The sequence below is a fragment of the Arthrobacter sp. 9E16 genome (assembly GCF_002929435.1).
Classification (GTDB): Bacteria; Actinomycetota; Actinomycetes; order Actinomycetales; family Micrococcaceae; genus Arthrobacter_B; species Arthrobacter_B sunyaminii.
Genome location: NZ_PJIU01000001.1, coordinates 1,297,448 through 1,319,609 on the forward strand (window position 1 = coordinate 1,297,448; position 22,162 = coordinate 1,319,609).

20 protein-coding genes are annotated in these 22,162 nt (G+C 64.7%); 12 read left to right on the forward strand and 8 right to left on the reverse strand.

Annotated features, from left to right (window positions below; translation table 11 throughout):
* Nucleotides 1–106 precede the first annotated feature (106 nt).
* From CXR00_RS06245 to CXR00_RS06260, 4 genes are all read left to right on the forward strand, one after another.
* Nucleotides 107–703, forward strand: coding sequence for a hypothetical protein (locus CXR00_RS06245; RefSeq protein ID WP_104053581.1), 597 nt, complete (start codon nt 107–109; stop codon nt 701–703).
* A 48-nt stretch (nt 704–751) separates the two neighbouring features.
* The gene (locus CXR00_RS06250; protein WP_104053582.1) at nt 752–1,066 is read left to right on the forward strand and encodes a GNAT family N-acetyltransferase; all 315 of its coding nucleotides are present in this window, start codon (nt 752–754) and stop codon (nt 1,064–1,066) included.
* Nucleotides 1,067–1,312: 246 nt separating this feature from the next.
* Entirely contained in the window at nt 1,313–1,966 is a 654-nt protein-coding gene (locus CXR00_RS06255; protein ID WP_307859006.1) for a hypothetical protein, read from the forward strand.
* Nucleotides 1,963–2,697, forward strand: coding sequence for a hypothetical protein (locus tag CXR00_RS06260; protein WP_104053584.1), 735 nt, complete (start codon nt 1,963–1,965; stop codon nt 2,695–2,697). The genes CXR00_RS06255 and CXR00_RS06260 overlap by 4 nt, the downstream gene beginning before the upstream one ends.
* 146 nt (nt 2,698–2,843) lie before the next feature.
* On the opposite strand, the gene CXR00_RS06265 is transcribed toward CXR00_RS06260, so the two are convergent.
* The 4 genes from CXR00_RS06265 to CXR00_RS06280 are packed head-to-tail and all read right to left on the reverse strand — an operon-like array spanning nt 2,844 to nt 8,115.
* The gene (locus CXR00_RS06265; RefSeq protein ID WP_104053585.1) at nt 2,844–3,119 is read right to left on the reverse strand and encodes an HPr family phosphocarrier protein; all 276 of its coding nucleotides are present in this window, start codon (nt 3,117–3,119) and stop codon (nt 2,844–2,846) included.
* Nucleotides 3,120–3,178: 59 nt separating this feature from the next.
* Nucleotides 3,179–4,891: a phosphoenolpyruvate--protein phosphotransferase gene (gene ptsP, locus CXR00_RS06270; protein WP_104053586.1), complete on the reverse strand. Its 1,713-nt coding sequence runs from the start codon at nt 4,889–4,891 to the stop codon at nt 3,179–3,181.
* 33 nt (nt 4,892–4,924) lie between these two features.
* Nucleotides 4,925–7,087, reverse strand: coding sequence for a fructose-specific PTS transporter subunit EIIC (locus CXR00_RS06275; protein ID WP_104053587.1), 2,163 nt, complete (start codon nt 7,085–7,087; stop codon nt 4,925–4,927).
* A complete protein-coding gene (locus tag CXR00_RS06280; protein ID WP_104053588.1) occupies nt 7,087–8,115 on the reverse strand; it encodes a 1-phosphofructokinase family hexose kinase in 1,029 nt (342 codons plus the stop codon). Before CXR00_RS06280 ends, CXR00_RS06275 begins: the two co-directional genes overlap by 1 nt.
* 168 nt (nt 8,116–8,283) lie before the next feature.
* Here CXR00_RS06280 and CXR00_RS06285 point away from each other — a divergent pair, with 168 nt between their 5' ends.
* The 3 genes from CXR00_RS06285 (at nt 8,284) to CXR00_RS06295 (ending at nt 10,257) form a co-directional block, all read left to right on the forward strand.
* Nucleotides 8,284–8,940 carry an alpha/beta hydrolase gene (locus tag CXR00_RS06285; RefSeq protein ID WP_104053589.1) on the forward strand — a complete coding sequence of 219 codons (657 nt, stop codon included), beginning with the start codon at nt 8,284–8,286 and terminating at the stop codon, nt 8,938–8,940.
* Between the two features lie 141 nt (nt 8,941–9,081).
* The gene (locus CXR00_RS06290; RefSeq protein WP_104053590.1) at nt 9,082–9,348 is read left to right on the forward strand and encodes a GlsB/YeaQ/YmgE family stress response membrane protein; all 267 of its coding nucleotides are present in this window, start codon (nt 9,082–9,084) and stop codon (nt 9,346–9,348) included.
* A gap of 186 nt (nt 9,349–9,534) precedes the next feature.
* Nucleotides 9,535–10,257 carry a hypothetical protein gene (locus CXR00_RS06295; protein ID WP_104053591.1) on the forward strand — a complete coding sequence of 241 codons (723 nt, stop codon included), beginning with the start codon at nt 9,535–9,537 and terminating at the stop codon, nt 10,255–10,257.
* A gap of 39 nt (nt 10,258–10,296) precedes the next feature.
* Here the strand turns inward: CXR00_RS06295 and CXR00_RS06300 are convergent, their stop codons facing one another.
* A complete protein-coding gene (locus CXR00_RS06300) occupies nt 10,297–11,553 on the reverse strand; it encodes a DUF445 domain-containing protein (RefSeq protein WP_104053592.1) in 1,257 nt (418 codons plus the stop codon).
* 242 nt (nt 11,554–11,795) lie between these two features.
* Here CXR00_RS06300 and CXR00_RS06305 point away from each other — a divergent pair, with 242 nt between their 5' ends.
* From CXR00_RS06305 to CXR00_RS06315, 3 genes are read left to right on the forward strand one after another with little or no spacing between them, the layout of a single operon-like run.
* On the forward strand, nt 11,796–13,634 hold the full coding sequence (locus CXR00_RS06305; RefSeq protein WP_104053593.1) for a glycoside hydrolase family 15 protein: 1,839 nt from the start codon (nt 11,796–11,798) through the stop codon (nt 13,632–13,634).
* Nucleotides 13,631–14,026, forward strand: coding sequence for a hypothetical protein (locus tag CXR00_RS06310; protein ID WP_104053594.1), 396 nt, complete (start codon nt 13,631–13,633; stop codon nt 14,024–14,026). Before CXR00_RS06305 ends, CXR00_RS06310 begins: the two co-directional genes overlap by 4 nt.
* A gap of 10 nt (nt 14,027–14,036) precedes the next feature.
* Entirely contained in the window at nt 14,037–14,546 is a 510-nt protein-coding gene (locus CXR00_RS06315) for a metallophosphoesterase (RefSeq protein ID WP_104053595.1), read from the forward strand.
* A gap of 11 nt (nt 14,547–14,557) precedes the next feature.
* Here the strand turns inward: CXR00_RS06315 and CXR00_RS06320 are convergent, their stop codons facing one another.
* The 3 genes from CXR00_RS06320 to pta form a co-directional block, all read right to left on the reverse strand.
* On the reverse strand, nt 14,558–15,742 hold the full coding sequence (locus tag CXR00_RS06320) for a zinc-dependent alcohol dehydrogenase (protein ID WP_104053596.1): 1,185 nt from the start codon (nt 15,740–15,742) through the stop codon (nt 14,558–14,560).
* Nucleotides 15,743–16,555: 813 nt separating this feature from the next.
* Nucleotides 16,556–17,713, reverse strand: coding sequence for an acetate/propionate family kinase (locus CXR00_RS06330; protein WP_104053598.1), 1,158 nt, complete (start codon nt 17,711–17,713; stop codon nt 16,556–16,558).
* Nucleotides 17,713–19,785, reverse strand: coding sequence for a phosphate acetyltransferase (pta, locus tag CXR00_RS06335; protein ID WP_104053599.1), 2,073 nt, complete (start codon nt 19,783–19,785; stop codon nt 17,713–17,715). The genes CXR00_RS06330 and pta overlap by 1 nt, the downstream gene beginning before the upstream one ends.
* A gap of 266 nt (nt 19,786–20,051) precedes the next feature.
* On the opposite strand from pta, the gene CXR00_RS06340 reads away from it, so the two are divergent.
* The gene (locus tag CXR00_RS06340) at nt 20,052–21,602 is read left to right on the forward strand and encodes an APC family permease (RefSeq protein WP_104053600.1); all 1,551 of its coding nucleotides are present in this window, start codon (nt 20,052–20,054) and stop codon (nt 21,600–21,602) included.
* A gap of 90 nt (nt 21,603–21,692) precedes the next feature.
* Entirely contained in the window at nt 21,693–22,058 is a 366-nt protein-coding gene (locus CXR00_RS06345; RefSeq protein ID WP_104053772.1) for a thiamine-binding protein, read from the forward strand.
* The last annotated feature ends 104 nt before the right edge of the window (nt 22,059–22,162 follow it).

Consider the following 22,162-nt stretch of genomic DNA (forward strand, 5'->3'; position numbering starts at 1 on the left):
CCTTTCCGCTCATCCGGCGTGAGATGGAAGCGTACGGTGGGCTGCGCATGAAAATGATCGCCCGCCTGTGCGGAAGACTACGATGGCTGCGGAAAAGAGGAAACCCATGCCGCTGATTGACGCAGGAGGTTCAATGCTCGTTCCGGCACTGCTGCTGATGATTGCGGCCATGATTCTGACCGCAGCCCGGATTGATGCGGCGCTTGCACGCGGGGACGGCGAGAAACTGTTCTGGGTGGGCCTGACGGGGTCTCTGACAGCCCTGCTGGCCGTGGCCTGGGCGGTTGCCGGCAGCCCCGGCAGTGGACCGTGGGTGGGTTTGGCTGCCGTGGGCGGGGCAGCCGGTGCTGTCCGTTGGGTGCAGGTGCGCCACCGGCAGCGTAAAGCGGCCCGGCAACAGGACGCCCGCCGGCAGCAGATTGCAGCTCTGGAGCGCCGCCACGATGCCGTGCTGAAGAGCTGGAGTTCTTATGAGCTGGACGGCTGGAAGGCTCTGGAAAAACCGGGACTCACAGACGCTGCCAGGCCCGAGACCAAAAACCTGATGCGTGCCATGAAGAGCGCTGCTGCGCTCCGGCCGCCGGTGGAAGGTTCTGGTGCGGTGGATGATGAGAACATCAGGGACTACGGAACGGCCGTTGCCGGTCTGGAAAATGCGTGGGTCAGCGCAGAGAGCTCAGCCGGAGGCGGCCACGCGGCCTAGCCTTCCGGGGTCTGGACGAAACGCAGCTTCGATGTCAGGCTCAGGGGCATGAGCGGGCACATAAGGGATGACATTGTGGTCTCCCGAAACGACGACCATGACCGGTACGAGCTTCGCGTGGGCGGTGAACTGGCAGGCACGGCGGAGTACGAGGACGCCCCGGATGCAGTGGCCCTGACCCACACGGTGGTCCGGGAGGAATTCCGGCACCGGGGTTATTCATCCATGCTGGTGAAGTTCGCGGCGGAGGACATTATTGCGTCGGGGCGGCGAATAAAGCCGTATTGCTCCTACGCGGCGTCATATCTCGGCAAGCATCGGGAGCTGAGCCATCACGTTTCATGGCCGCAGCAGGCGCGCTAATCGCGTGGCCGCCCAAATAAGCGGCTGATCCAATGATGATGGTTGGCTTGAATCACCCTTAATTGAAGCTGGCTCCCCGCTCTGCATATGGGGGGAACGCAGAAGGGGGAGCCAGTGAAAATAGTATAGTGGCATCAGTCCGGAGAAACCAATTGGGGGGAACCGCCTGTGGCTGTGTCGGCCAAAGCTTTCCAGAACTGGCGATCCATGACTGCCCCGTGGGAGTCCACGGCTGATCTTTGCCGTATGGCCGGCATAAAACGCTCTACCCTGGCGCAGCAGCTGGTCCGCGGGAAGGTGTCTGAGGCCACGGTTGTCCGTGTAGCCCGGGCCTGTGACCAGAACCCGGTTGAAGCTCTGTCCTTCTTCGAGGAGTACCGGGATCTCTTGGCGGGCTCCCGACCGCCCACAGCCAGCGAGCTCATCAGCCAGGTGACGTATGTCTGCGTCCTGCAGCTGCTGGTGGCGCGGAGCCTGCACCCCAATCCGTCGCCCGCAGATCTGCCGGGCCTGGGGCCCTTTCCGCACCGGAACTCCGTGCGCGCCTGGTTTGAGGCGGTTGATCCGGGGGACCTGCGCCAGCGTCTGAGTGCCGTAAGCGGCGTGGCACCCCAAAACCTCTCAGCGCAGCTCACGGCCGGCCGGCTCGCCCCGGAGCTAGCCGTTCAGGCCGCCAGGATTGCAGGAGTGTCCCTGACCGGCGGGCTGGTGGCCACCGGACTTCTGACTCCGGATGAGTGCGGGTGGCCCATAGGCGGCCGCGAACGTGCGCTCTCACAGCTTTCCGACACTGACCTGGTGTTCCTTGCGAGGAACCGGCTGGACACCTTGGGCAAGGTGCTGAGAAAACTTGAAACCGACGAGAAAAACAACTCTTCATTTTTGGAGGAATTGGGATGACATTGCAATGGGTGGTCCTTGGGACCACTGCTTTCCTGGCCCTTCAGCGTCTTCCCTCAGCAATCCGGGGTGAGAACCGCGGGATGTTCTGGGCGATGGCCACGATTACGCTGGCAGTGGCGCTAAGCATCCCATTCTTTTACCTGCAGGTTGATTCGCTGTTGGGCGGAAGGAACATCGCCAACCTTTTGCTGCGGTTCTCAGTGTTCGCTACCTTCCTCATCCTCGGCGTAAAGGTTACATCAGCCTTTACGGCACCCCGCGCGCAGCGTTTAATTTCCGGACCCGTGGGATTTATTGTCCTGGGAATGGTTGTGGCGGCGGTGACCGTGCTCTTTGCCCTGAGCGACGTCCCCGAGTCCTCCACGGCACTGCGCGCCTATGCGGATCAAGGCACAGTGGCCGCCTACGGAGACACCGCCAGGCTTTATCAGATGTATGTTGCTGCCTGCCTGGCCCCGGCCTTGTTTCTGTGTGCGGTGGACTCACGGCGCCGCCGGGACATCCGTATCAGTGCCGGCCTCATGTCGCTGGGGATGTCCTCCGTTGTGCTTCATGCCTTACTGAGCCTGGCAGTTTGGAATCTGCCGCGGGGTGCCTGGGACCGCATACTGCCGTATTCGGCAGTCCTGGTCATTTCAATTGCGCTGGCCATGATGTGGAACGCACGCAGGACTGAGAAAAAGAGGCCGAAATCAAATCTGCTCGCGGAAGCCTACGGCACTAGGTAAAGAATCGGTATCGCTCGTTCACAATTTCATGATCATGTGCCAGAATAATGATTATGTAACATCCGCTGCCTGTGGGGGGTCAGCGTGACGTTACGACCGAAGCCAGCGGATAACTCCGCTGGCTTCGCTGTATCCGGATTTCCCTATTAGGCGTCGAGATCCGTTTCCAGGATTTTGACCAGGGCATCGAGGGCCTCGTCGGCCCCATCACCCTCGGCCCGCAGCACCACAACGTCGCCGTTGGAAGCACCCAAACTCATGAGCGACAGCATGCTGGCGGCGTCCATTGCCTCCTCGGCGGGTTCCCCCTCCATTGCAATGGTTACGTCGACGGGCTGGGCCGCAGCTGCCTCGGCGAAAATGGAGGCGGGACGGGCGTGCAGGCCAACTCTGCTGGCGATTGTGGCTTTACGTTCTGGCATGGTGTGTGTTTCCTTCCGTTTCTACTCTCAGTACGCGTGGTGGATGACTCAGGGTGAGGCTATAGTCCCAGCTCCTCGAGGACGGGAAGACGGCTGCGGACCGCGGAACGTGCCTCTGCTGCAGTGTGCGCACTCAGGGCGACTGACGCCAGATCCTGCGCCTCAGCGAGGGACACGGTGGCCAGGACTGCTCCCACGGAGGCGAGTGCCCGCGGGGTCATGGACAGCGTGTTGACTCCCAGCCCTGTCAGCACGACGGCGAGGGCAGGGTCTGCCGCCGCTTCACCGCAGACGCCCACATTCTTGGTTGCGGCAGTGGCCTGGCCCGGCTCAGCGGCTGCTTCCGCCGCGCGCGCTCCTTCAACCGTTCGCCCGATCAGCTGCAGCACCGCCGGTTGCCAGGGATCATTCAAGGTGGCCAGGGTGCCGAGCTGCCGGTCCGCTGCCATGGTGTACTGCGTGAGGTCGTTAGTGCCCAGCGAAGCGAAACGGACCCGGGAAAGGACGGCCTCAGCCATGAGTGCGGCTGCCGGGACTTCGATCATCACTCCGGGCATCGCGAGTCCTGCGCCGGTGCACTGAACCGCAAAATCCGCAGCCTCCTCGGCGGTGGAAATCATCGGAGCCATGACCCATACATCGGCTTCGTGTGCGCCGGCCGCAATGGCAATCGCTTCCAGCTGGCGGCCGAGGACTCCGGGGGAGGACCTGTCGGTACGGAATCCCCGAACGCCCAGGGCCGGATTGGGTTCGGTGGCATCAGTCAGGAACGGCAAGGGCTTGTCCGCACCGGCATCCAAGGTGCGGACCACCACTTTCCGTCCAGGGAAAGCCTCAAAAACGGCACCGTAAGCCGTGACCTGTTCCTCTTGGGTGGGCTCCGAATCGCGGCCAAGGAAGCAGAATTCGGTGCGCAGCAAACCGATGCCTTCCGCACCGGCCGCCGCCGCAGCCTTCGCGTCCTTGCCGGAACCCACGTTGGCGAGGAGGGGAACACGGTGACCGTCCGACGTCGTTCCCGTACCGCTGAAGGCGGGCAGGGACACCCGTGAGGCGTACTTGGAAGCGGCTTCCCGTTCCGAAGCGCCCGGTTCCGCCACCACGGTTCCGGTGGCCCCGTCGACGTAGAGCTCGGTGCCGTCGCTGAGTGAATCGGCGTCTGGGGCTCCCACCACAGCCGGCAGCCCCAGGGCACGTGCCAGGATGGCGGTGTGAGATTGTGGTCCGCCGCCGGAGGTGACAAGGCCAATAACCTTCGCCGGGTCCAGGGTGGCCGTGTCAGCGGGGGCCAGTTCCTCGGCGACCAGGATGAACGGGGTGTCGGACGCGGGAATCCCCGGCGCCGGGAGCCCGTCCAGTTCAGCCACGATGCGCGCCCGGACGTCCAGGACGTCCTGTGTGCGCTCAGCCATGTAGCCGCCCAGGCTCTGCAGCATGGCGGCAACCTCCAGCCCCGCCTCCCAAATGGCCCGGTCGGCGGCCATGCCGGCATTAATGTGTTTGCCGGCAGCCTTGAGCAGCATGGGGTCCGTGGCCATCATGGCTGTTGCGTCCAGTACGGCCTTGGCATCTCCGCTGGCCGTTTCAGCCCGGTGGCGGAGGTCTGCCCGGACTTCTTCGGCTGCGTCCTTCAGCCGGGCCTTCTCTCCGTCCACCGTGCTGTCTGCCCCGAATCTGGCATCAGCTTCGGGCTCGGGCACCGGAGGCGGCATCCGCAGCGATGGGCCAAGCACCCGCCCGGCGCTGACTCCGATTCCCTTGATGGTCCGCATCAGTGTGCCTCTCTGTGTGTGGGTAGTGGGCTGCTAGGCAATGACGGGTTCCTCCACGCGTTTGGGGGCCGTCCAGCGTTTGAGCGCCACATAGATCAATCCTGAGGCCACCATTCCCGCGAGGATAGCCACAATGAACATCAGGATGTTGCCGATGGCGAAGAACACGAAGATTCCGCCGTGCGGTGCCTGGGACGTCACCCCGGTGCCCATGCAGATGGCGCCGGCAACGGCTCCGCCAACCATGCAGGACGGAATGACACGGAAGGGGTCTGCCGCGGCAAAGGGAATGGCGCCTTCGGAGATGAAGGCGGCACCGAGCAGCCAGGCGGCCTTGCCGTTCTCCCGCAGAGCCATCGTGAACTGCTGTTTGTCCACCACGGTTGCCAGGGCCATGCCCAGCGGAGGAACCATGCCGGCGGCCATGACCGCGGCCATGATTTGCCAGGGTGCCTGGTTCTCGAAGCTTCCTTCGCCGAGTCCCGCCACTGCAAACGCGTACGCCACCTTGTTGATGGGGCCGCCGAGGTCCGAGCCCATCATGAGTCCCAGAATGATGCCCAGCACAATGGCGGTCACTCCGCCGAGGCCGTACAGCCAGTCATTCAGGGCCTGGGTCAGGGCGGCTATGGGACCGCCCAGGACAAGGATCATCAGCCCGGAGGCTATCAGTGAGCTGATGAGCGGAATGATCACCACGGGCATCAAACCCCGCAGCCACGAGGGTACCGACCAGCTGCCGACCCACCGCGCAACGTAGCCGGCCAGCAGGCCGCCGACGAGTCCGCCAAGGAAGCCGGCGTCCATGAACAGGGCCACTGCACCGGCAGTGAATCCCGGAGCGATGCCCGGCCGGTCAGCCAGGGCGTAGGCAATGTACCCGGCCAGGGCAGGCACCAGGAATCCCAGGGACAGGTTGCCGATCTTCCAGAAGACTGCTCCAAGATAGGTCAGCAGGCCCTGATCGCCCGGATTGAAGAGGGTGCCGCCGTCCAGGATGATGTCACCGGTCAGGTCGCCGTCGTCGTTGGACAGCGACAGCTCATAACCTCCGAGGAGGAAGCCCAGGGCAATGAGCAGGCCGCCGCCGGCAACAAACGGAATCATGTAGCTGACGCCGGTGAGCAGAGCCCGCTTCAGCTGTCCGCCGAATCCCTCACCGCCGCCGCTGCTTTGCGGATCGCGCTCCTCGCCGCCTCCTCCGCCGCCCGCAACACGCCGGGCATTGGGATCCTTGGCGGCGGCAAGCGCTTCATCGATCATGACGCCGGGTTCGTCGATGCCCCGCTTGACCGGACCGGCCACCACGGGAAGGCCGGCAAACCGGCCCTTGTCCCGGACATCGACGTCGGTGGCGAAGATGACAGCCTCCGCGTTGCGGATGACCGAGGGGTCCAAGGGGGTTGACCCCGCGGATCCCTGTGTTTCCACCTGCAGGTCAATACCCCGTTCGGCGGCTACCGCAGCCAAAGAATCCGCCGCCATATAGGTGTGGGCAATGCCTGTGGGGCAGGCGGTGACAGCGACCAGATGGTGGGTTTCTCCGCCGTCGCCGGCTGCGCCTGTATCGCCGTTGTCCGCGGTGGGCTCCGATGCCGGAGCTCCTGCCGCATGGGCGCCCTCCGGACTCCCGGACGCGGTTTCAGCACCTGCGTTGCCGGCGCCTGCCGCCGTGGCCCCGGTGACCGGAGCCTGGTTCGCGGCCCCCGAAGCCGTTCCTCCGGATTGTGACTCCGGGACCGGCCCCAGCCCCAGTGCTCCGTCCACCAGCTCAACTATTTCCTGGGGGGAGGCGGCTGTACGCAGCGCACTGGTGAAGTTTTTCTTAATCAGTGAACGTGCCAGCTTGGAGAGCAGCTGCAGGTGTTCCTGGTCCGCGCCTTCCGGTGCGGCAATGAAGAATACGATGTCCGCCGGGCCATCCTTGGCTCCCCAGTCCACCGGTGGCTGGATCCGGGCCATGGCCAGCGTGGCCTTGGTGACTGCTGAGGAGCGGCAGTGGGGAATGGCTATTCCGCCGGGAACCCCCGTTGCTGTCTTGGATTCCCGGGCCATGGCATCTGAGTACAGCCCGTCAAAGCCGGTGGCGCGTCCCGCTGAGACCACCTGCTGGACCAGGTGGCGGATCACCTCGGACCGTTCCGTTCCCAGATTCTGGTCAAGGGTGACCAACTCCGGTGTGATGAGATCCGACATTAGTTTTCCTCCTTAGATGCCGCCTGAGCGGTTGCGGAGCCGGGGGTGTTAGCGGGGAGGGGTATCTCCGTCACGGTCACCGCGGCGGGATCAGTCTGCGCAAGCGTGGGGACAGTGGTGCCCGGAAGGGATGCGGCTGCGGCGCCGTGTGCCACGGCCTGGCGCAGGCAGTCGCCCGGCGGGGTGCCGGCGACGTCGGCGAGCAAGTACCCGGCCAGGGAGGAGTCGCCGGCGCCTACGGTGGACCGGGCCGCGACCGGCGGGCGGGTGGCCTGCCAGGCTCCCTCAGCCGTGATGAGCAGGGCGCCTTTGGCGCCCAGAGTTGCCAGGACGGCTCCGACGCCCCGGGCGATAAGGGTCCGTGCCGCCTGCACGGCCAAAAGCGGATCTGCTTCGAGTTCGTCTTCGCTTCCAACGCCGGTCACTTCGGCCAGCTCCTCTGCGTTGGGCTTAAGCAGGTCCGGTGTGGCGCCGTGCATCAGCGCACCAAGGAGCGGAGGGCCTGAGGAATCAACGGCGATGCGCGGAGCGGCGTCGCCGAACTGCCTGCGGACGGCATGTGCCACCAGTGCATACAGGTCCGGGGACGCCCCGGGAGGCAACGACCCGGCAAGCACCAGCCACGACGCAGCAACGCCGTTCCCGCCGGCAGCACAGGTGTCCACCAGCAGGCTGATGAGGGCTTCCTGGTCCGAAGGGTCCAGTGCAGGGCCCGGGACGTTGATCTTGGTGGTGGTTCCATCCGGTTCCGTCAGGGTGATGTTGCTGCGGAGCGCGGATCGGATGGGCAGGTTTGCGTAGCTGACGCCGGCGCTGCGCAGGGCGGAAAGCACAGGGTCATTGTCGCCGCCGGGGAGGACGGCGATTGACTGCAGCCCGGATGCGGTGAGGGCGCGGGATACGTTGACTCCTTTGCCTCCGGGATCCCCGCTGATGGCGGCAGCGCGCTGGACAGCCCCGCGGACCAGCGGTCCCGGCAACTCGATGGTCCGGTCCAAACTGGGATTGACGGTGAGGGTGACGATCATTGATGGTTTCGGCATGGACACCCGCAATCTGCGCCACCTCATGACGTGGCGTACGCCACGTCCGGTGTGCTGAACCAACGCTATTTAGGTTGACCAGCGATTGCAATGGGAGGCGTTTGCAGCGGTCTCCCGAAGCCCAAACGGGTCTGTCCGGAATAGGGTGGGTGCATGCGCAACGTCCTCTGGTCCGCCCCCGCCGACGCCCGCCCCGGCACCCACCTCCTCGTGATGCTGCATGGCTACGGAACGGATGAACACAGCTTGGCAAGGTTGTTTCCGTCAATTCCCGCGGGCATTACGGCTGCTGCGCTGCGAGGCACCTTTCCAGTGGGGGACTCGCACGGCTGGTTCCTGCTGGATCCGTATCTGCAGTCCGACACCGCCGAGGTGCTGGAGGCCGCGGCAGCGGTTTTCACCTGGCTGGACCGGACCATGGCAGGGGAATCCTTCACCGGAGTGTCGCTGCTGGGTTTTTCCCAGGGCATGGCGATGGCCACCACCCTGCTCCGTCTGCGGCCCGGAAGGTTTGAGTCCGTTGTGGGACTGTCCGGGTTCGTGGCTGAGAACGAACTGCTGGCCATGGCAGAACCGCTTCCGGAGCCGGTCCCCTACTTCTGGGGGCGGGACCGGGATGACTGGGTGATCAATGAAGACGCGGTTCTTGGGACGCAGGATTGGCTGGAAAAAAATACCGCGCTGACCGCCCGCACATACCCCGGGATGGGGCACAACATTGGTGCCGACGAGCTTCGTGACGTGAGTCTCTTCCTGAGGCGTTATGTAGTGGCCCAGCCCCGCCCTGACGGGGAAGACAAACGGAGCTAACATCTATCGGCAAGGAACCAAAATCGCTTTCAACTACTACCTAAGCATGCTTATGAAGTACAGTGGAGGAAAGCGCGGCCCACAGGTCGCTCGGCAAAACAACGAAATCATCACTCGTTCACACAGCAAGGAGTAATCATCATGGGTTTCATTGCTTTCCTTATTCTTGGTCTTATCGCAGGTGCTATCGCTAAGGCAATCCTTCCGGGTCGCCAGGGCGGCGGCTGGATCGCTACTCTGGTCCTCGGCGTCATCGGCGCCCTGCTTGGCGGCTGGATTGGCGGCGCAGTGTTCAACGTGCCGCTGGACACCTTCTGGTCCATCCAGACGTGGCTTGTTGCCATCATCGGCTCCATCATCGTTCTCGTGATCTACGGCTTCGTTACTCGCAAGAGCAGCCGCGCCTAGTTCGTGAGTCTGCGCTCCGGCGCAGAGTTCTGCAGCAGACTGCAGATAGAAAGCGGGACCGGCGGATTATTCCGCCGGTCCCGCTTTTTACGTACCTGCCTCACGTAGGCTTAAACGGGCTGGTGCCCTGCACCGGAACATGTGTCGAAAAGGAGCGTTGCCGTGGGATTTTTATCCAACCGTGCCATGAAGGCTGCCGGGGGAACCGTCTTTGAAAAGGACGGGACGCCCAAACCTTCGGTGCTGCGGGCAATGGAGCGGGCCGTGGAGGTCCAGCGCCCCCTGGTGCTCGCAAATATCAGACGGCTGCAGCGCAAGCATCCCCGGGCGACACCGGCGGAACTGGTGTCGATCGTGGAAAAGCATTATCTGAACACCGTGACCGGAGGCGGAGCCGCAGTGGGCGCGACCGCCGTCGTGCCCGCCATCGGCACTGCCGCAGCTTTGGGGCTCTCAGCGGCGGCAACGGTGGGTTTCCTTGAGGCAACGGCGCTCTACGCGCAGTCAGTCGCCGAACTGCACGGGGTGCACCTCTCAGATCCGGAGCGTTCGCGGACCATGGTCATGGCCATCATGCTGGGCGAAGAGGGAACCGCCATGATGCAGTCCGTTGCCGGGCGTGGAGCCAAACCCTGGGCCAGCTCGCTGGGCAAAATGCCGTCCGGCGTGATGGGATCCGTTGGATCATCCATTCGAAAGCAGTTCATGAAACGCGTTATTGCCCGGCAGGGAACGGCCCTGCTTGGCCGCGCGCTGCCCCTGGGGATCGGGGCGGTGGTGGGCGGAGCTGGCAACCACGCCATGGGCAAGGGTGTCATCAAGGCCGCCCGGCGTGCGTTTGGCCCGGTACCGGAAACAATCAGCGGCGAACTGGCCGAGGATCTGCGGCAGGTGCCGGAGAAGCCCTAGCGAAACAGGCCGGGCGGGCGTGTGCGCCCGCTGCCCGCCCTAGCCGAAGACCGCGTGCGCGACGGTGAAGATGGCCAGCCCTGCCAGGGATCCAACCACGGTGCCGTTGATCCGGATGAACTGCAGGTCCTTACCCACCTGGAGCTCGATCTTCTCTGATGTCTCCTGCGCGTCCCAGTGCTCCACCGTTTCAGTGATCACGCCGGCTATGTCGCTGCTGTAGGTCTTCACCAGGTAGCCGGCGGCATCGGCGATCCAGGTATTCACCTTTGCGGCGAGCTCGGGATCGGTGGCAAGCCGGTGACCGAAGTCCTGCACTGCAGCCTTGAAGTTCTGCGTCAGCTCGCTGTCCGGGTCATCCACGGCGGTGGTCAGGGCATTTTTGATAGTGGCCCACGTCTGTGTGATGAGCTGCTGGACCCGGGGATCATCCAGCACCTGTTCTTTGATCGCGTCGGCTTTGGCCATGACGGCGGGATCCTCCTGCAGGTCCCGGGCCAGTCCCTTGAGGTAGTTGTCCAGGGCACGGCGCATCTCATGGTTCTGATCTTCCTGCACGGCCCGCAGGAAGCGTCCCACTTCCACCTGCACACGGTCGCCCACCAAGTCATCCACAAACGAGGGCACCCAGGACGGGGACCGCTGGGCCACCAGTTCGGAGATGACATCCGGGTTCGCTTCCACCCAGTCATTGATGCTGTCCACCACCAGATTCACGAGCTGGTGATGGTGCCCCTCTTCGAAGACCCGTTCCGCCACCCGGCCCATGGGCGGGCCCCACGGCGGATCCACCACGTGCCGGCGGAACATGGACTCCAAAACCGTTTTGACGGCGTCGTCGTCCAGGACCCGCAGGATTCCGCGGATGGCGGCGGACCCCTCGGTGGCTACGCGGGCGGCGCTTTCCGGGCGTTCCAGCCAGGCGCCGGCCTTCTGCGCCAGCTGCATGGAGCCCAGCTTTTGGGTGATGACCTCTTCGGAGAGGAAGTTGCTCTCCACGAACTGGCCGAGGGAGGCGCCGATCTGATCCTTCTTGCGCGGAATGATCGCCGTGTGCGGAATCTTCACGCCCATGGGGTGCTTGAAAAGCGCGGTGACTGCAAACCAGTCCGCCAAGGCGCCCACCATGCCGCCCTCGGCGGCAGCCCGAACATACTGCAGCCAGGGATAGCGCTCCTGCAGGGCAAAGGAGATGACGAAGATGACGGCGAGCACCACCAGCAGTCCGGTCGCCACCATTTTCATTCGGCGCAGGCCTGCCGCCCGCTGGGCATCGTCCAGTACCGGAAGGCTCATGCCGACGCTCCGTTTCCGTCGTTACGAAGGTTCCCCGGCCGGGGAACCGAAGATGAAATCGAAGACAAAAGCAAAACCGCTCCTCGTGCTTGTGCCGGTTCGTGTGCCGCGGGCCGGTCGGACGCCGCGGCAGGAACCGTCCAGCCAATGTAATCAGTCTGCTGTGCAAGGTACCGTGTCGGCAAACGCCGTCCCCGGGGACATGCTGGGAGCGGCGCCGGCCGTGTGGTTGAGTGGGGCTCATGGCTTCCCCGATTGAGGATTATGCGCTGGTTTCAGACCTGCACACCGGTGCCCTGATTTCCCGGCGGGGAAGCATCGACTGGCTGTGCCTGCCGCGGTTCGACTCGCCGTCGGTCTTTGGCGCATTGCTGGGAACCGAGAACCATGGCCGGTGGCTGCTGGCTCCGGAGGGAGATGCCGCCGTCGTGAGCCGACGCTATCTTGGGCCCACCTTTATCCTGCAGACACACTGGGCAACTGACACCGGCGCTGCGCTGGTCACTGAGTTCATGCCGGTGGGTGACGGCCGGGCTTCGATTGTGCGCCGGGTGGAGGGAATCAGCGGAACCGTGGATATGCGCCAGGAGCTGGAAGTGCGCTTCAACTACGGAACCGTCCTGCCGTGGATGCGCCGTGACCCCGATCCCCACGGCGAGCGGCTGCTGGCGATAGCTGGACCGAATGCACTGGTGCTGCGCGGGGACAACCTGCCCCGGGCGGTGGACCACCAGCACGTTGGGCGCTTTACTGTGGGTGCCGGCGAGCGCGTGGACATGGAACTGACCTGGCATCTCTCCCACCATGAAGTGCCTCCGCTGACGGACATCGACACCGCGCTGGCGTCCACCACCGACTATTGGGAAAGATGGGCGGACCACTGCGATCCCGCGCAGCAGTATGTTGGACCCGTCCAGCGCTCGCTGCTGGTACTGCGCGCGCTGACGCATGAGTCCACCGGCGGCATTGTGGCGGCTCCCACCACCTCGCTTCCGGAGATTGCGGGCGGGGAACGCAACTGGGATTACCGCTACTGCTGGCTCCGGGATGCGGCGCTGACCCTCGAAGCCATGCTGGGTCACGGCTACGCGGATGAGGCACTGCGCTGGCGCAACTGGCTGCTGCGTGCCGTGGCCGGTGACCCGGAGGACCTGCAGATCATGTACGCGGTGGACGGTGCCCGTGAACTTCCCGAACGCATCCTGCCCCAGTTCACCGGGTATGGAGGATCCGTTCCGGTGCGCGTGGGGAACGGGGCGGTTTCCCAGTACCAGGCCGACGTCGTCGGTGAAGTGATGGTTGCCCTGGCCAAGCTTCGGGATGCGGGCGTGGCGGAGGATCATTTCTCCTGGCCCCTGCAGCGGGCTCTGATGACCTTCCTGGAACGCCACCTCGAGGATAAGGACCACGGAATCTGGGAAATGCGGGGAGAGCCCCAGCACTTCACCCATTCTCGGGTCATGATGTGGGCGGCGTTTGACCGGGCGGCCGCCGCCGTCCGGTCCCATGGCCTGGACGGTCCGGTGGAGCTGTGGGACGCCCTGCGGGACGGACTGCGTGAGGAGATCCTGAACCGAGGCTTCAACGAAGAATTGAATACCTTCACGCAGTATTACGGCAGCAGGGAAGTGGATGCGGCTCTCCTGCAGCTTCCTCAAGTGGGCTTCCTGGCCTACGACGACGAACGCATGCTGGGCACGGTGGCCCGGCTTGAGCAGGACCTGCGCACCGATTCCGGCCTGCTGCTGCGCTACGCCACGCACAGCGGGATTGACGGCCTGGAGCCCGGCGAGAACCCCTTCCTGGCCTGCAGTTTCTGGCTCGTCGAGCAGTATGCCGCCACCGGGCGGTCCGGGGAGGCACGCGCCCTCATGGACCAATTGGTGGCATACTCCAACGAGCTGGGCCTGCTCAGCGAGGAATATGATCCGGTGCACAATACGATGGCCGGAAACTTTCCGCAGGCTTTTTCCCACCTTGCCCTGGTCCGAGCCGCGGACGCGCTGAACACCGCGGCGCCGCTGACGGATGCTCCTGCCGGACCTTCCGTTATCTTCCACCCCACCGAAAGAAGCACATGAACCGCCAAAGTTCCTCAGCGGCCGCCATGGCGGCGCTGCTGTCCGTCAGCGCCGTCAATCATTTCCGCAACCCGAAGTTCTACAACGCGGTGGTTCCCCGCAGCATCAGCACGGACACTGACGGGCAGTTCGGTGTGCTGACCCGCCGGCAGTGGACCCACCTGAGCGGGGTGCTGGAGTTTGCCGCCGCGGCGGGTCTGCTGCTGCCGGCCACCCGCCGGGCGGCCGCCACGGGAACCACGCTGATGTACATCGCCTTCATCGCCGGACACCTCAGTGCCCTGCAGCGTGCCTTCGGGCCCCGCGGATCGGACCGGGAGAAGGCCATCCACCTGGCCCGGCTGCCCCTGCAGCTGCCCCTGATCCGCTGGGCCTGGAGCCTGCGCGGCTAGGAAGCGGGACATGGCAACGAATTTGCTGGTGCTGTCGGACACCCATCTGCCCAAGCGGGCGCGGGAGCTGCCCGCGCAGCTGTGGGCGGAGATTGAGGCAGCTGATGCCGTGGTCCACGCCGGTGACTGGGTCAGCGAAGACGCACTGGATGAAATGCTGCAGCGCTCGCGAAAACTGATTGCCTGCTACGGCAATAACGACGGCGGTGCGCTGCCGTCCCGGCTGCCTTTGGTTGCCACGGCCACGGTTGAGCAGGTGCGGCTGGCCGTCATCCACGAAACAGGTCCTGCCGCAGGGCGGGAAAAACGCCTGGATGAGCAGTTTCCGGACACGGATCTACTGATCTTTGGGCACAGCCACATTCCGTGGGACACCGTGACCCCGGCCGGAATGCGGCTGCTGAATCCCGGGTCGCCCACGGACCGCAGGCGCCAGCCCTTCTGCACCTACATGCGCCTCACAGTAGAGGGGGAAGCCGTCACCGTGGAGCTGGTGCGGCTTCCCCCTCGAAAGGCTTAGCTGCTGCCGGCTTAGTTGGCGCCGGGCGTGAAGACGACCTTGATGCAGCCGTCATCCTTCTTCTGGAACTTCTTGTACAGGTCCGGTGCTTCCTCCAGTCCGGCACGGTGGGTGGTCAGGTCCATGACGCCCAGCGGATCGGAGGGATCTTCGACCAGCGGAATCAGGTCATCCACCCAGCGCTTGACGTTGGCCTGGCCCATGCGCATGTTGATCTGCTTGTCGAACATCTCCATCAGCGGCATCGGGCTGGCCATGCCGCCGTACACGCCGCTCAGGGACACCGTGCCGCCGCGGCGCACAGCGTCAATGGAGCCGTGCAGGGCGGAGAGCCGGTCGGTTCCGGCTGTTTCCATGGCCTTCTGTGCCAGCTTGTCGGGCAGGAAGCCGACGGCGGTTTGGGCGATGGCGCCCACCGGCGAGCCATGGGCTTCCATGCCCACGGCATCGACCACGGAGTCCGGTCCGCGGCCATCCGTCATCTCGCGCAGTTCATCGGCAACGTCCTTGGTCAGGTCCAGCACCTCTGCGCCGTGCTTGGCGGCCAGCGCCCGCCGTTCAGCCACCGGCTCCACCGCGATGACGCGGTAGCCGAGGTGGGTGCCGATCCGGGCTGCGAACTGTCCCACCGGGCCGAGGCCGTACACGGCCAGCGTTCCGCCGTCGGGCACATTGGCGTACTGGACGCCCTGCCAGGCGGTGGGAAGGATGTCGGACAGGAACAGGTAGCGCTCGTCCGGCAGTTCGGAACCGACCTTGATGGGGCCGTAGTCCGCGTGCGGCACGCGCAGGTATTCGGCCTGAGCTCCGGGTACGGAGCCGTAGAGCTCGGAGTAGCCGAAGAGCGGAGCGCCGGATCCCTTCTCCCGGACCTGGGTGACTTCACACTGGGTCTGCAGGCCGCGGCGGCACATGAAACAGGAGCCGCAGGCAATCTGGAAGGGAATCACCACGCGGTCACCGCGCTTGAGGTTGGTGACGCCGGGGCCGACCTCTTCGACGATGCCCATCGGTTCGTGGCCGATGATGTCGCCCTGGTTCATGTATGGGCCCAGGACCTCATACAGGTGCAGGTCAGATCCGCACAGGGCCGTGGACGTGATGCGGATGATGGCATCGGTGGGTTCCTGGATCACCGGATCCGGTACCTCGATGACACTGACGTTCCGCTTTCCCTGCCAAGTTACTGCCTTCATGTGCAAACCTCCTGCTGATTGCGTTGGATGCTTTGAAAGTGCGTGGAACCCATTGTGGCAAATAGTAAGGGTGCTGACAAAATACTGTCCACGGCGCGCCGCATCCAATGCTCGAAGTGGGGGCACCTATGCGCAGCGGATATCGGCAGTCGCATCTCGAATCAGCGGCGGGCCTTAGCCCCAGCAGACCTAGGGGGTGCTCCGGGGCGGGACCTTGCGAGGGGATGCCGGTGTTGCGAGGACTCGGGGGTCCCGGCGGAGAAAGGCCATTTCCAGGGCTTCCTCGTTGGTTAGTACACGACCTGAGGGCAATGAATGCGATGCCGGCGATTCCGGACCCAATCGGCACACTGGAAGGGCGGACGGAACAATGATTTCCACCGGCTGGACAGCCGCATAACCCGCTCCTGGCCGCCCCCCGTTCGCAGGACCGGACCGGATGCCGGCATCCACGGCGGCATCAGCGCCCGCGCGCAACTGCGTCAAAGCGTCCCTTTCCACGTGTTCGGCCCTGGCGAGATTCACCCGGACCGCGGCGCCCAGGGATCCGGTATGGGTAAGAATGTTCACCAGTGTTGCGTAAGTGGAAGCGGTAAGGCAGCCCCGGACCTCCAAGCAGGCCAGGCGCAGCTGTGTATCGATTCGCACCAGGACCCGAAGCCCGTGGCCGTTTGAGGACTGGTCCCGTGATTCACTGAGCATCGAATCCTCCGCACATTTGTATTAGGCGGCGTCTGCTTAACCGGGTAACCGACGTTATCCCACGTGAGACGGTCTGTCTGCCCCTGGCAGTGGTTACTGGCCCGGCACCTGCTAACTGGGCGCTGCACCCGCGGGCGAGGCGCTGTTCCGGGCCACGGTTTCAGCTGTAGCTTCGGCGATTGCTTCCTCTTCATCGGTGGGCACCACCAGGACAGGAATGGCAGACGCGGCACTGCTGATCAGCCGCGCCCCCGATTCGCGCCGCCGGTTTGCATCCTGGTCCAGCTCGATCCCCAGGGCGCCGAGCTTGTCCACGGTCAGCTCGCGGAAGTCCCAGGAGTTCTCTCCGATGCCCGCAGTGAACACCACCGCCTGCGCGCCTCCCACAGCCACATGGTAGGCGCCGATGTACTTGGCGAGCCGGTACGCGGCAATGTCCAGGGCCGTGGCGGCGGTTGTGTTCCCGGCTGCCGCCGCCTCCTCCAGAGTCCGCATATCCGAGGCTCCACCCAGGGCCAAAAGACCCGACTCCCGGTTCAAGAGATCATCAAGGGTCTTCGCGTCATACCCTTCCCGGAGCAGGAACACCAGGATGGACGGATCAACGTCACCGCTGCGGGTGCCCATCACCAGTCCCTCCAGCGGGGTGAACCCCATGGAGGTGTCGATGCTCCGGCCGTCCTTGATGGCCGCCACCGAGGCCCCGTTGCCGAGGTGGGCGATAACGGCGTCGAACTCCTCAGGGTTGATCCCCAAAAAACGTGCCGCAGCCGGAGCGACAAAACCGTAGCTGGTCCCGTGGAAGCCGTACCTGCGGATGCCGTACTTGCGGTAGAGGCTGTTGGGGAGGGCGTAGCGCCAGGCGTGCTCGGGCAGGGTGCGGTGGAACGCGGTGTCGAAAACTGCCACCTGGGGAGTGTCCGGCCATTTGTCATGCACGGCGCGGATGCCGCGGGCGCTGGCCGGATTGTGCAGGGGTGCCAGCGGGCTAAGGCGCTCAATGGAACGGACAATTTCATTGTCAATCAGGACCGGCTCGCTGAAGCGCTCGCCGCCGTGCACCACCCGGTGTCCGACGGCGTCAATGTCCCGGCCGCCGAGAGCTTCGGGCAGGCGGCGGGCCAGCTCCTCCAGCGCGGCGCCGTGGTCCGGCACCGCCTCTTCGCCGATCCGGTCGATGATGCCCTTGACCAGGAGCTCACCGGTTGCGGTGTCCCGCACCTGGTATTTCAGCGACGAGGATCCGGAATTGATGACAAGTACCAGCATCAGCCCTCCTGGGCCTGGACCGCGGTGATGGCCACGGTGTTGACAATGTCTTCAACGGTGCAGCCGCGGGAAAGGTCGTTGACCGGTTTCCGCAGTCCCTGCAGGATTGGCCCGACGGCCACCGCTCCGGCCGACTGCTGCACCGCCTTGTAGGTGTTGTTGCCGGTGTTGAGGTCGGGAAAAATGAAGACGGTGGCCTGCCCGGCCACGCTGGAACCGGGCAGTTTCGAGGCGGCAGTGGAGGCGTCCACTGCGGCGTCGTACTGGATGGGTCCTTCCACCGGCAGGTCCGGCCGGCGGCTGCGGACCAGTTCGGTGGCCTCGCGGACCATTTCAACCGATTCACCGTGTCCCGAAGCTCCGGTGGAATAGGACAGCATGGCCACCCGGGGCGTCACGCCGAACCGGGCGGCAGTGTCCGCGGAGGCCAGGGCAATGTCCGCCAGCTGCTTGGCATCCGGCTCCGGGTTGACAGCGCAGTCCCCATATACCAGCACCCGGTCCTCCAGCAGCATGAGGAAGACCGAGGAGACGATCTCCACCCCTTCCTTGGTGCGGATGAATTCCAGTGCCGGCCGGATGGTGTTGGCAGTGGTGTGGGCCGCTCCGGAGACCATCCCGTCGACCCGTCCCAGCTGGACCATCATGGTGCCAAAGTATGCCCCGTGGAGCATACGTTCGCGGGCGTCCTCCAGGGTCACGCCCTTCTTGGCCCGCAGGGCCGCGTATTCGCGGGCAAAGTCGTCCCGCAGTCCACTGGTTGCCGGGTTGATGATGGTGGTGCCGCTGAGGTCAACGCCTTCGCTGGCAGCCAGTTCCCTCACCTGGCCTTCGGGTCCCAGGATGGTTAGGGCGCACACGTCCCGGCGCTGCAGGATTTCGGCGGCGCGGAGTACCCGTGCGTCAAGGCCCTCCGGCAGGACAATGTGCTTGCGCTGCGCCCGGGCACGCACGATCAGCTGGTTCAGGAACCGCAGTGGCGTGGTTTTCTCCGGGCGGGGCAGCTCCAGTCGCTCCAGGAGCTCATGCTCGTCCACGTGCCGGGTCCAGACGCCGAGGGCGGCCGCCACTTTCCGGCGCTGGCCGGAGGCAATCTCGCCGCGCACCCGGCTGACTTTCCGCGCGGCCGTGTACGTGTCGTCGTCGACGGCGAACACGGGAAACGGTGCCTGCGACAGCAGGGCCAGGATGCCCGCATCAATGGGCAGGCCGCCGGTCAGCACCATGCCGCTGGGAACCGGAAACTCGGGCGAAACGGCGGAGGCCAGCGCAGCCACCATGACGTCCGCCCGGTCGCTGGGGGCAATGACCAGATTGCCGTGGTCCAGCTGGGAAATAAAGTTCCCCACCGTCATGGCAGCGACCTTGATGCCGACGACGTCGCGTTCCAAGGATGCGCTGCCGGCCACCTGGCGCGCGTGCAGAGCCCTGGCGACCTCGGACATGGAGGGTTGGGAAATCTCGTTCAGTTCGGGCATCACGTACACCGGCCGGCCGGAGGCTCCCGGGCGTACGGCGGCCCTGACTTCATCCACGGCGTCCGGCTCGGCCCGGTTGACCATCATGGCGAGGAGGTCACAGTGTGCGTCGTGCAGCTCCCGCCTGGCCACGTCCACCGCATCGGCCGTTTCCGGCACCGTCATCTCCCGCGCGTTGACAACCGCCAGCACCACAGCGCCCAGGTTGTTCGCGAGGCGGGCGTTCAGGACAAACTCAAGGGCGACGTCGTGCCCGGACAGGTCGGTGCCCTCGATGATCACCACGTCGCAGTGGGCTGCAACTTCGTTGTAGATCGTCAGGCACCGGGAATCCACTTCACCGCGTTCGCCGGCCACAAGCAGGGAGCGGACCTCGCGGCGGGTGAGCCCGCCCCGGCTTGTCTCGGCGGTCAGGTTGAAGTTGCGCTGCATCAGCCGCACCATGGGATCCTGTGCCGGTTCGGAGCCTTCCACGATTGGCCGGAAGAACCCTACGCGGTCGGCATGGCGCAGCAGCATGTCGGCAAGGCCGAGGGTGACAAGGGACTTGCCGGACCCCGGGGTCATGGCACTGACATAGATTCCGCGGGCCATGGTTGTTGTCCGATCTGTGGGCTTCAGGGCCGTGCCGCTGCGTTTGACACCGGAAGCGCACAAGGTGTGACCGGCGACACTGTTCCATCTTCCCAAAAGCACCGGGCAGTGGCTAGCAGGCAGGCCGCCGGAGCCCGCCGCGTACCGTTTCCCCGTCCTGGCTGGACTGTAACGTCTCAACATGTGGGATTAAACTGGAGAGCGCCGGTCTGCGGCCTACGATTGATCGGTCAGTTTTACCGAATACCTCGAGTACAAGGACCACCGTGAGTCTCTTCCGAACCAAACCCATTGAGGATTCCCTAGCGGATGCCGACGAACCCGGACGGCGGCTAAAACGCTCCCTGACCACCTGGGATCTCATGATTATGGGGGTGGCCGTGGCCGTGGGTGCCGGGATTTTCTCGGTGGGCGCCAAGGCGGCAGCCGATTTCTCCGGTCCGGCGGTGACCCTGTCCTTTGTCCTGGCTGCGCTCACCTGTGCGCTGGCCATCATGTGTTACGCCGAGTTCGCCACCGCCATTCCGGTGGCCGGCTCCGCCTACGTCTTCACCTACGCCACCATGGGCGAACTTGTGGCCTGGATTATCGGCTGGAACCTGATCCTGGAACTGTTCACTGCCGCGGCCGTGATCGCCAAATACTGGGGCATCTACCTCAGTGAGGTGTTCCGGCTGATCGGCTGGGACGTTCCGGCCACCATCGACCTCGGTCCGGTGGACCTGACCTGGGGCCCGCTCCTGATCGTCGCGGTCTTCACCGTACTACTGGTGATGGGCACCAAGCTGTCCGCCCAGGTCAGCAACGTCTTCACGCTGATCAAGATCGGCGTGGTGCTGTTTGTCATCGTCGCCGGCTTCTTCTACGTCAAGGCCGAGAACTACACGCCCTTCATTCCGGATTCCGTACCCACCGGAGGCACCGGCGCCGAAAGCGTTATGCAGCAGTCGCTGTTCTCCTTCCTGACCGGTGCGGCGCCGGCCCAGTACGGTGCACTCGGCGTGTTTGCCGGTGCCGCCATTGTTTTCTTCGCCTTTATCGGATTCGACGTCGTGGCGACGTCCGCCGAAGAAGTGAAGGACCCGGGCAAAACCCTTCCCCGGGGCATCTTCGCCGGTCTGGCAGTGGTCACCCTGCTCTACATCGGCGTATCCCTGGCCCTGACCGGTATGGTTTCCTACACCGATCTCGCTGCCGCCGAAGCGCCCAACCTCGCCACTGCCTTCAGCCTGGTGGGCAACACCTGGGCGGCGCAGGTCATAGCCATTGGCTCACTGATTGGCCTCACCACCGTGATCATGGTGCTCCTCATGGGCCTGGCCCGCGTGGTGCTGGCCATGAGCCGTGACGGCCTGCTGCCCCGCTCCCTCTCCCGCACCAGCGACAAGCACGCCACCCCGGCCCGACTGCAGGTCCTGTGTGGCACCCTGGTGGCACTGGTAGCCGGCTTCACGCAGGTTGATGTGCTGGAAGAGATGATCAACATCGGCACGCTGTCCGCGTTTGTGGTGGTCAGCCTCGGTGTCCTCGTACTGCGCCGCAAGCGCCCGGACCTCAAGCCTTCCTTCCGGGTGCCTTTTGGACCCGTGCTGCCCGTGCTTTCAGCGCTGCTGTGCCTGTACCTGATGGCCAACCTGGCCGTGGAAACGTGGATCTACTTCGCCGGCTGGCTCCTCATCGGATTCCTGGTGTACTTCGCCTATGGCCAGCGGAATTCGCGCATGAATGAGAAGTTTGCCGAGGTCCGGCAGGCGGAACGGGATGAACGCGCGCACCGGCTGGCCCGCGAACAGGACTCTTCCGCAACGGAGGCCTGAGCGCGTCCGGCTCGCCTGCGGGTTGGACCCGTGGGCGGGCCGGCGGCCGGCGGGGTTGCTTTCGGAGGCGCCGGTGGCAGACTGGGCCTCATGCTAGTTGCCTTTTCAGTAGCCCCGTCCGGCGTTGGTCCGGACACTCCCGCGGGTCCCGCGGCGGCTGACGCGTCAGTGCACGACGCCGTCGCCGCGGCAGTCCGGATTGTGCGCGAGTCCGGCCTGCCCAACCGCACCGATTCCATGTTCACCACCCTTGAGGGGGAGTGGGACGAGGTGATGGAGGTGATCCGCCGTGCCACGGAAGCGGTGGGCCGTTACGGCAGCCGCGTGTCCCTGGTGCTCAAAGCCGACATCCGGCCCGGCCACACCGGTGAAATAGAAGGCAAGGTCCAGCGGCTTGAAGCGGCGCTGGAACGGACGGCACCGGGCGTCTTCGACAAGAATCAGCCTCCGAGATAAGAGAACGAGACGTAATTTGGGGGCCTTTCGAAAGGTCCCATCTCTGGCCCGCCGAAGGCATTTGGTATTCGTCAATTCGTAACCCTTGATAACGTGTTAGCCAT

What these genes read in the sequence shown, in the direction of transcription:
- CXR00_RS06245 (WP_104053581.1), top strand. Translation starts at nt 107, where the DNA reads ATGCCGCTGATTGACGCAGGAGGTTCAATGCTCGTTCCGGCACTGCTG.
- CXR00_RS06250 (WP_104053582.1), top strand. Translation starts at nt 752, where the DNA reads ATGAGCGGGCACATAAGGGATGACATTGTGGTCTCCCGAAACGACGAC.
- CXR00_RS06255 (WP_307859006.1), top strand. Translation starts at nt 1,313, where the DNA reads ATGGCCGGCATAAAACGCTCTACCCTGGCGCAGCAGCTGGTCCGCGGG.
- CXR00_RS06260 (WP_104053584.1), top strand. Translation starts at nt 1,963, where the DNA reads ATGACATTGCAATGGGTGGTCCTTGGGACCACTGCTTTCCTGGCCCTT.
- CXR00_RS06265 (WP_104053585.1), bottom strand. Translation starts at nt 3,119, where the DNA reads ATGCCAGAACGTAAAGCCACAATCGCCAGCAGAGTTGGCCTGCACGCC.
- ptsP (WP_104053586.1), bottom strand. Translation starts at nt 4,891, where the DNA reads ATGCGGACCATCAAGGGAATCGGAGTCAGCGCCGGGCGGGTGCTTGGC.
- CXR00_RS06275 (WP_104053587.1), bottom strand. Translation starts at nt 7,087, where the DNA reads ATGTCGGATCTCATCACACCGGAGTTGGTCACCCTTGACCAGAATCTG.
- CXR00_RS06280 (WP_104053588.1), bottom strand. Translation starts at nt 8,115, where the DNA reads ATGATCGTCACCCTCACCGTCAATCCCAGTTTGGACCGGACCATCGAG.
- CXR00_RS06285 (WP_104053589.1), top strand. Translation starts at nt 8,284, where the DNA reads ATGCGCAACGTCCTCTGGTCCGCCCCCGCCGACGCCCGCCCCGGCACC.
- CXR00_RS06290 (WP_104053590.1), top strand. Translation starts at nt 9,082, where the DNA reads ATGGGTTTCATTGCTTTCCTTATTCTTGGTCTTATCGCAGGTGCTATC.
- CXR00_RS06295 (WP_104053591.1), top strand. Translation starts at nt 9,535, where the DNA reads ATGAAGGCTGCCGGGGGAACCGTCTTTGAAAAGGACGGGACGCCCAAA.
- CXR00_RS06300 (WP_104053592.1), bottom strand. Translation starts at nt 11,553, where the DNA reads ATGAGCCTTCCGGTACTGGACGATGCCCAGCGGGCGGCAGGCCTGCGC.
- CXR00_RS06305 (WP_104053593.1), top strand. Translation starts at nt 11,796, where the DNA reads ATGGCTTCCCCGATTGAGGATTATGCGCTGGTTTCAGACCTGCACACC.
- CXR00_RS06310 (WP_104053594.1), top strand. Translation starts at nt 13,631, where the DNA reads ATGAACCGCCAAAGTTCCTCAGCGGCCGCCATGGCGGCGCTGCTGTCC.
- CXR00_RS06315 (WP_104053595.1), top strand. Translation starts at nt 14,037, where the DNA reads ATGGCAACGAATTTGCTGGTGCTGTCGGACACCCATCTGCCCAAGCGG.
- CXR00_RS06320 (WP_104053596.1), bottom strand. Translation starts at nt 15,742, where the DNA reads ATGAAGGCAGTAACTTGGCAGGGAAAGCGGAACGTCAGTGTCATCGAG.
- CXR00_RS06330 (WP_104053598.1), bottom strand. Translation starts at nt 17,713, where the DNA reads ATGCTGGTACTTGTCATCAATTCCGGATCCTCGTCGCTGAAATACCAG.
- pta (WP_104053599.1), bottom strand. Translation starts at nt 19,785, where the DNA reads ATGGCCCGCGGAATCTATGTCAGTGCCATGACCCCGGGGTCCGGCAAG.
- CXR00_RS06345 (WP_104053772.1), top strand. Translation starts at nt 21,693, where the DNA reads ATGCTAGTTGCCTTTTCAGTAGCCCCGTCCGGCGTTGGTCCGGACACT.